This is a genomic window from Nonomuraea terrae, from assembly GCF_004348995.1.
Classification (GTDB): Bacteria; Actinomycetota; Actinomycetes; order Streptosporangiales; family Streptosporangiaceae; genus Nonomuraea; species Nonomuraea terrae.
Map to the genome: position 1 here is coordinate 1 of NZ_SMKQ01000314.1, position 6,984 is coordinate 6,984.

The 6,984-nt window shown below is 61.8% G+C and carries 11 protein-coding genes and 1 pseudogene; 6 read left to right on the forward strand and 6 right to left on the reverse strand.

Going from position 1 to position 6,984, the window contains the following annotated elements; all coding sequences use genetic code 11:
* Window positions 1-129: 129 nt before the first annotated feature.
* Window positions 130-684 (reverse strand): annotated as a pseudogene (locus E1286_RS44765) (transposase); the annotation flags it as partial.
* A 266-nt stretch (window positions 685-950) separates the two neighbouring features.
* On the opposite strand from E1286_RS44765, the gene E1286_RS44770 reads away from it, so the two are divergent.
* Together E1286_RS44770 and E1286_RS52350 are read left to right on the forward strand one after the other, a co-directional pair.
* Entirely contained in the window at window positions 951-2,030 is a 1,080-nt protein-coding gene (locus E1286_RS44770) for a polymorphic toxin-type HINT domain-containing protein (protein ID WP_223190923.1), read from the forward strand.
* Complete coding sequence (locus tag E1286_RS52350; protein ID WP_484213931.1) at window positions 2,027-2,656, forward strand: DUF7919 family protein; 630 nt, start codon at window positions 2,027-2,029, stop codon at window positions 2,654-2,656. The genes E1286_RS44770 and E1286_RS52350 overlap by 4 nt, the downstream gene beginning before the upstream one ends.
* A 130-nt stretch (window positions 2,657-2,786) precedes the next feature.
* Here E1286_RS52350 and E1286_RS52280 read toward each other — a convergent pair whose 3' ends face one another.
* Entirely contained in the window at window positions 2,787-3,287 is a 501-nt protein-coding gene (locus tag E1286_RS52280; RefSeq protein ID WP_425464800.1) for a DUF3987 domain-containing protein, read from the reverse strand.
* Between E1286_RS52280 and E1286_RS50990 the strand changes: the two genes are divergently transcribed.
* A complete protein-coding gene (locus E1286_RS50990) occupies window positions 3,243-3,389 on the forward strand; it encodes a hypothetical protein (RefSeq protein WP_246075686.1) in 147 nt (48 codons plus the stop codon). The genes E1286_RS52280 and E1286_RS50990 overlap by 45 nt on opposite strands.
* Window positions 3,382-3,648 carry an Imm31 family immunity protein gene (locus E1286_RS44780; protein ID WP_165970212.1) on the forward strand — a complete coding sequence of 89 codons (267 nt, stop codon included), beginning with the start codon at window positions 3,382-3,384 and terminating at the stop codon, window positions 3,646-3,648. Before E1286_RS50990 ends, E1286_RS44780 begins: the two co-directional genes overlap by 8 nt.
* A gap of 34 nt (window positions 3,649-3,682) precedes the next feature.
* Here the strand turns inward: E1286_RS44780 and E1286_RS44785 are convergent, their stop codons facing one another.
* Window positions 3,683-3,889 carry a hypothetical protein gene (locus E1286_RS44785; RefSeq protein WP_132623128.1) on the reverse strand — a complete coding sequence of 69 codons (207 nt, stop codon included), beginning with the start codon at window positions 3,887-3,889 and terminating at the stop codon, window positions 3,683-3,685.
* A gap of 328 nt (window positions 3,890-4,217) precedes the next feature.
* Here E1286_RS44785 and E1286_RS44790 point away from each other — a divergent pair, with 328 nt between their 5' ends.
* On the forward strand, window positions 4,218-4,508 hold the full coding sequence (locus E1286_RS44790; protein ID WP_132623130.1) for a hypothetical protein: 291 nt from the start codon (window positions 4,218-4,220) through the stop codon (window positions 4,506-4,508).
* Window positions 4,509-4,587: 79 nt separating this feature from the next.
* Here E1286_RS44790 and E1286_RS44795 read toward each other — a convergent pair whose 3' ends face one another.
* On the reverse strand, window positions 4,588-5,484 hold the full coding sequence (locus E1286_RS44795) for a hypothetical protein (protein ID WP_132623132.1): 897 nt from the start codon (window positions 5,482-5,484) through the stop codon (window positions 4,588-4,590).
* A gap of 173 nt (window positions 5,485-5,657) precedes the next feature.
* A complete protein-coding gene (locus E1286_RS44800) occupies window positions 5,658-6,287 on the reverse strand; it encodes a winged helix-turn-helix domain-containing protein (RefSeq protein ID WP_132623134.1) in 630 nt (209 codons plus the stop codon).
* A 107-nt stretch (window positions 6,288-6,394) separates the two neighbouring features.
* On the opposite strand from E1286_RS44800, the gene E1286_RS44805 reads away from it, so the two are divergent.
* On the forward strand, window positions 6,395-6,694 hold the full coding sequence (locus E1286_RS44805; protein WP_132623136.1) for a hypothetical protein: 300 nt from the start codon (window positions 6,395-6,397) through the stop codon (window positions 6,692-6,694).
* Between the two features lie 132 nt (window positions 6,695-6,826).
* On the opposite strand, the gene E1286_RS44810 is transcribed toward E1286_RS44805, so the two are convergent.
* Window positions 6,827-6,984: integrase core domain-containing protein (locus tag E1286_RS44810; RefSeq protein ID WP_223189684.1), on the reverse strand; the 158-nt coding region annotated here is incomplete at its 5' end.

The following is a 6,984-nucleotide window of genomic DNA, read 5'->3' on the forward strand; positions in this document are numbered from 1 at the left end:
CTTATAGCCCTGTCGCAGCAGCTCGAAGTAGCGCTTCTTGGTAGCAGTCGGCATCTTGTTGTGGGCCCAGCGAGGCATGCGAATGTCCCTTTCTGCAGCATTCGCATTCACCGATAGAACTCAAGCCGCATCGAGCGGCCGGTTCTGCCACTCGGCCATCCCATCCAGGACCTTGTCGGTGATGGTGGAGATGGTCTGTTTGGACACCTGCGCGCCGTAGACCTCGGCCAGATGGGCGGAGATCTCCCCGGTGGTCAGCCCTTTGGCCGCCAGCGAGATGACCATCTCGTCGACGCCGGACAGCCGCCGCTGCCGCTTGCGCACGATCTTCGGGTCGAAGCTGCCGTCCCGATCGCGTGGCACGCTGATCTCCACCGGGCCGACGTCGGTGATGACCGTCTTGGACCGGGTGCCGTTACGGGCGTTGCCGCTGTCGTTGTTGTCGGAGCGTTCGTGCTTGTCGTAGCCGAGATGGTCGGTTATTTCGCCCTCGAGCGCGGACTCCAGCACCAGCTTGGTCAGCCGGCCCAGTAGCCCGTTCTCCCCGACCAGCTCGATGCCCTCGGCGCGGGCCTGCTCGACCAGCTCGTTGACGAGCTCTCGATCTGTGTCCTTGGTCTGCTTGCGCGCCACCTCGGCGTCCTCCAGGTCGATCTCCGTCGATGCCTGGACCACAGTAACCATCAGGTGTCCCTCCTTTACTAGGAGTTACACCGAAGACCGTACAGACCCGCACTAAGCCGAGCACCGGCGCCGGCCCTAGGAATCCCAACGGCGGTTCATGCAAGACTAACTGCGGAAAGACGAAGCAAGAGGAAAAGGAGAGCGGATACGTAAAGGCAACCTTTGAGATGAGGGTTGTAAAGATCAACGATCCGTGTCCTATGGCCCCGGGGGCTCCGTGCGCACGCGACGATCGGATCGAACTGGGTAGCGGCGACATCGCGGACATGGATGATGCCGTCGATTCCTTCTCGCGCGGTATAGAGGATGACGTTCCCTCGCGCAGAAACCGTTATAGGGCGGCTGACCCGGACGCTCCCGAAACTATCTTGGGTGGTGGGGTCACCAGCTGTGATGAATTGGCGGTGTTCGCCAATCAATGTATCAATGGGTCTTGGGTGGGCGACGACGATCCCCTTGCTTACGGCGATCCAGTGGCGCCGTCCATCCCCTACGGTGGTTCCTGCGACGTACCCAACAGCTTCGTCTCCGGCACTCGCGTACTCATGGCCGACGGCAGCACCAAGGCCATCGAAAAGGTCAAGATTGGCGACAAGGTCATCGCGACCGACGCAGAGACTGGCCGTACCGAAGCCAAGCCGGTAACCGCTCTGATCACAGGTGAGGGAACGAAGCACCTCGCCAAGATCACCGTGGACGTTGACGGCGACGGCGGGGCCGCCACGGACACGATCACAGCGACGGACAACCACCCCTTCTGGGTGCCGGCCCTCCATGCGTGGCTCACCGCAGGCCAGCTGCAGCCCGGAATGTGGCTGCAGACGGGTGCTGGCACCTATGTTCAGATCACCGCAGTCCAAGCGTGGACAGCCGCTCAGCAGGTCCACAACCTGACGGTCGATGACCTGCATACGTACTATGTGCTGGCAGGTGCTACACCGGTACTCGTCCACAACGACAATAAGAACGATCAGTGCGGCACACCGAAGGGCAGTGCCCGTCCTGATGGGCAGGTCGTCTTTGCGGGACATGGTGGGTGGTCTTTCCTTAATGGTTGGACCAGGGTGCCTGAGGGTACATCGCTGGCTGTCTATGGAGAAAAGGGTCACTCAATTTCGGACTTCACAGGTTTCCGTGTTGAGCTCGGTGATCCCACTCTTACGCCAACTAAGGTTTACGGTCCTGGGGAACGTATTCGAAACTTGCAGCTTTATCCACCTACTCCGGATCTGGCCATATTGGCTAAATCGACTACGGTTCAATCAAGAACATCATTGTCGCAATTGCTGAAGCCAAACATGGGGATGTGTCACTGGGCTGCCTGTTTGGGGGGAAGGGAACCGTGACGTATTTTCGGGAGCTGTCGAAGTATTCCTATAGTGCTTCGATCATCCCGGATCAGAACATCGGGTGGCTTAGTTCGTTGCGCCCGTACGCGAAAGGTTCGGTACCGGCGGGATTTCTGGACGCCCTGCGGTTGCACGTTGCTATACCCAGGAATCAGACTCGTGGCTTCCACCGTTGCGGCCTCTGTTTGAAGCGCGGTCGTGTGGGACGTCCGAAGGTGACGATGGATACAGGGATGGAGGTGTATCTGGGGAGTGCCGAGACTCATCTGTTCTCCGCTAGCGGTGTCATCTATTCGTCACCCGATTTGGTCTATCACTATGTGGAGTGTCATGGATACAGGCCGCCGAGCGATTACGTTGAAGCAATTATGGCACCTACCTTAAATAGGGGCGTTCTAGATAGATTGCGTAAGGTCTTGGCTGCACCTCTCGAGGCGGGAGACAAGATTGATGCGGCCCTTGATCTCATGGTCATCTCGCCAAATGAAGCTGGGAAATATATCTCCGAAGCCAATCTTTCCTCGACTGTTAATATCTATTTGGACGAAAAATTCAAACTTGTGAACGGGCGACTCGGCAAAGAATGGCAGAGAAGGTGTAAACCTCGATCCATGGGGTCGTAAATCGCAGATTAGCGGCGCAATCTATCATTCGATAGCCTTTTTCAGGTTAATGTTTTATACGCCTTTTCGGCACCCCTTGCGATGGCCTCGTGTTGGGGTGCCGAATCTCGTTCGACGGCGATGTTGACGGCTACGGCAGTCGCTGTGGTCTTTTACGGCTACGGTTCTGTGTGATCGTCGTTGAGCCGCGACATACTTCGACTTGGGGCCTCCGGTGACGGGCGACTTCTGCCTCGGCGATCTGTGATCCGATCCGGCTCAGCAGGACGGCTTCGGCGTGGACGAGTGGGGCGGTCATGGCACGGAACACGGCGGACTTGCGCGAGCCGGGCGGCATGGCCACCAGGACGAATAGGTTCACGGGTTCCACCCATGAGCCTCGAACGTTGACGACTGCGCGTCCGCCGGCAGCGGTGGACAGGGCGGCCAGGCTGACACAGCTCGCGAGGTCGAGCGGTGTCTGTGTCTCCTCCGTGACGGCGCTGACGTGCTCGGCGACCCAGGCGGGCAGCGCGTGGACCGGGAAGGGCGGAAGCTCGCCGCGCTGGCCGAGCGGAGCAGGTGTCTCCCATGCTGGAGGTGCGTCGTGCAGCTCGGCGAGCTGGTCGGCGGCGTGAAGGCTGTTGAGTATGGCATCGGCGGTCGGCCGGGTGCCATGCCCGTTCAGGGTGGTCGCGAGACGGCCGTCACGTCAATGTTGATCCGTTCGGATGGGTTACTCATTGATGAGTGAAATCGATTTTTATGAAATCGTCCGCGTATTGAATACGGACGACTCTGCAGCCTTGGGGGTGGGCAATACTCACGGAGTAGTTGTGGGCATATCAGAAGAGGCAGGCGAGCGGAAGTATGCTGTTCTCATCGGGGGCACGACTTACATATTGGGGCCATCGGATTTGGCTCAGACAGGGAAAAAAGTGGATCGTGAAACTATCTACGGCGGAGATATAGCCCACGTCCTTCCTGAGCGTTACTCAGATGACGAACCCTAGTTGCGGAGCTTGCGAGCCAATCCGTACGAGCCGGTCAGGTGAGCGCATCGAGGCGCACCCCCTCGACGACGTAGACCAGCATCGGCACGGCCGCGGCGGTCAGGGTCAGCACGGACGTGCCGTCCACCTCGCGTACGTAGGCGCGGCGGCCGTTCACCGACCAGAGCAGCCGGCCGTGCTCGTGCTGGCCGCGCAGTTCGACGGCGGCCAGCGTGAACGGCGACCTCCGCTTGCCCGTCATCCCGCCTCCCCGAGTCGTTCCATCTCGACGGCGACCAGCTCCCGCACTTGAGCGGCCTTCTCACCGAGCCCCAGCTGGTCGAGGACCGTGGTGAACACCGAGACGAGGGTGTGTGCCTGCTCCTCCGTGATGCATGAGCCGCTCGTCGATGCGCAGCCGGGCGATGTCCGCGAGCACGCGGCCGGCCCGGTCCAGTGCCCGCTCGTACAGCGCGAGTTCGGCGCGCAGTTGCTCGCCGCCGCAGTCGTCGGTGCGGCGCCATGCCTCCCTCGTCCGGACAGGTGAACCCGCTCGCGGAAGGTGTCCTTCCCCCTCGAGCACTTCGCTGGTGAGCTCGGCCGCGCGGCGAGCGGTAGGCCTCATCAACGCCGCCGCCGGCGCGTTGCTCGCCCTCGTCGCCGCCGTGGCGGTGCGGCCGTTCCCCGTGCCGCTGCTGATGGGCGCGATTCAGGCGATGCTTGCGCTCGGCGTCGGCTTCGGGCTGGCGCTGTCTCCGGAGCAGGTCGGCATGGTGAACGCGGCGGCGGCGCTGGTCGGGTTCATCCTGCGGATGCATGTCTCGCCAGCTCCTGTCCGTGAGGGCGGAGTGCATTCAGGTCGGGACCTGGCCAGTTTGTAGGCCGGCGAGTACGGTGGCCCGCATTGCCTGGGAGAGAGACGCCCCGTCCTCTTCGGAGGCGGGGCGTCTCTCTGCTCGCCTACTCGATGACGGTGAACGCCGCTGGGGGCTTGTCTGGGTTGACATGGCTCTGCCCCGCTGGCCAGTCCTCGAAGGGGCCGGAGATGATCCGCCCGTCGTCGAGGTGGATCTCTAATTGGCATCCCGCATTCGGGTGGCGAACGCTCGTCTCGGATGTGACCCGGGCGAGGTCAAACGTCACGCGTCCCGTCGCGTCGGCTTCGCCGTACACCTGCACCACGACATCGCCTTTGATCTCTCGCTCCGTGGTCGGCCCGAGACCGTGGAGCGCCTGCAGGCGGTTGAGCAGGAATCGCAGATTGCCTGCCTCTCGGCCTCCGAGGCTCTGCCGGATGAGTGATGTATGCGTCTCCTGAACAGCGCGGAAGAAGTATTTGAGTTCGTCTCGCGCCATCTTGGTTGGGTTCCGGGTCTGCCCCGGTTCGGGTGTCGCCTCCAGCGACCCATCGGAGTGGGTCTTGATTCCTCGGTGGGTGAGCGAGTGTCGAAGGTCGTAGGTGTTGGCGTATGTGCGGAGGATGCGTTGCCATATGTCGGCGGGGAATGGATGCTCACGCCGGACGCCGTTGCCGTGCTTCGCCTTTTTCACTTTCTTGCTGATGTTATGGGGGCCTGGGCCTTCCGCCACCACGAGCTGAGTCTCTATCAGCACGTCGATGACCTTCCATGCGGCACCGAAGACGAGCGGCGTCAGGTCCGTCTGCGCTGGCACGCCTCCGACGTAGGCTCGCGCGGTAATTGTGCCGAGCGTGACCTGGGCGTGCTGGCGCAGCTTGTCTTCGCGCAGGTCGAGGATGTGTTTTCCGCTTGGCTGCGGTATGGCGGGCGCGAGTTCGTCGAGAATGTACCGCTCGTATGCGGTTGCCTCGGCGAACGCTGCAACAGGGAAGGTCATTCGCAGCCTCTCTCGTCTTATCCAGAAAGGGAAATATAAGCGGATCACTCATCCGAAGTGGGGCCTTTGATGTGCCTAAGCGTCGGGAGAGTGCGTCGGCGGATGCGCGGGTGATCGCTCCCGGCGTGACCGCCGACACGCTACATGCGCGCGAAGTTGCTGCGAGCAGGTTCTCAGGGGGCGGGCTTTGGGCCTGGAAGTGGACCGAGGTCGGGGGTTCGTGGAGCAATGAATATGCCATTGTCCACGGCAATGATGAGGCCTCGCCGGCGAAGGGCGTCGATCGCCTTGCGGGCTGTGTGCAAGCCAACGCCGTACTCGCTGGCAATCTCCATCGCGGTTGGAAAGCTGTCACCAACCTTGAGCTGCTCAGTCATGATCGACTTTTCAAGCTGATCAGCGACTTGCTTCCATGCGAACAGGTTGTCGTCAAGATGCATTCTTGCCGTATGGCGCTTGAGCACTTCTTCGGCAGCAGAGTGAACCGTCGGCGTTTCGCTGGACCTGTCGACCTGCACTCCCGGTGGGACATCGGGGGCGACCCTGCCTAGGTGCCATCCGTAGTCGGTGGCGCGGGCAACAATCGCGTCTAGGTCGGACTCCGAATTGGTGAGTTCCTGTTCAACGCCTTCGCGGGCATGCTCGACAGCGTCTAATTCGGCGGACACCCCTAGGGCCTCTACTCTCCGGACTCGACCGAATGCAACGGAGAGAGGTCTGCGAAGAACGATGACGGCGATGACAAATGCCGACGGCCACGCCAACGATGCGACCAGAGAGGCGGCGAACTCAAATCCGGACATGTCGCTGCATCGGCTGTGGTGCTCGTAGTGTTACGCACCCCTCGTCATGTCGCACTCGTGTTCGGACGTAGGATCCCTCAGGCGCCGCACACACCTTGGGGGACGACATGGCCGACTACGACCTGCCTGATGATCTGCTGCAGCTCAAGGTTGATTTTCTCGCCGCCAGTGCGGCGTGCGAGAGGATCGCGAATCGGATCCCATCCCACGTGGCGGTACTAGCGATGGAGGCCGAGCCCGAGCCCGAGCTACAGGCAGAGCTTGAGGCAGAGCGCGGCCGACGCCTCGACATCGTGATGCAGATACACCGTCACGACTGGTGGGCGACGGTGGACAACCGGCAGAAGGCTGACATGGCGCTGCTGGCCGCAGCCAAGGAGGCGTTCGAGGCCCGTCAGGAGTCCTGACTGCGGGCCGCGTCTGATGCTGGCCCGGTGAGCCCCTCGGGTGGCGTCTCGCCCTCGGCGAGCATGTAGGTGAGGCGCTCATCCGGGGTCATGTCGGTCCGGGGGCTCACCCCGAGGTGTGGACACCGGTTGTCATGCGGCGAGCAGCACCCTATCGACGGTCTGCTGCTCGTAGTCGATCGGGCTGAGGTAGCCGATGGCGGAATGTCTCCTGCGGGTGTTGTAGCGGGTGATCCACTTGAAGACGGCCAGGCGAGCCTCACGCGCCGAGGACCAGCCCTTGGCACCCT

Bases quoted from the DNA above. Each gene is read 5' to 3' on its own strand.
- E1286_RS44770 (WP_223190923.1), top strand. From the start codon at position 951: ATGGATGATGCCGTCGATTCCTTCTCGCGCGGTATAGAGGATGACGTT.
- E1286_RS44805 (WP_132623136.1), top strand. From the start codon at position 6,395: ATGGCCGACTACGACCTGCCTGATGATCTGCTGCAGCTCAAGGTTGAT.
- E1286_RS44780 (WP_165970212.1), top strand. From the start codon at position 3,382: ATGAGTGAAATCGATTTTTATGAAATCGTCCGCGTATTGAATACGGAC.
- E1286_RS44785 (WP_132623128.1), bottom strand. From the start codon at position 3,889: ATGACGGGCAAGCGGAGGTCGCCGTTCACGCTGGCCGCCGTCGAACTG.
- E1286_RS44800 (WP_132623134.1), bottom strand. From the start codon at position 6,287: ATGTCCGGATTTGAGTTCGCCGCCTCTCTGGTCGCATCGTTGGCGTGG.
- E1286_RS44795 (WP_132623132.1), bottom strand. From the start codon at position 5,484: ATGACCTTCCCTGTTGCAGCGTTCGCCGAGGCAACCGCATACGAGCGG.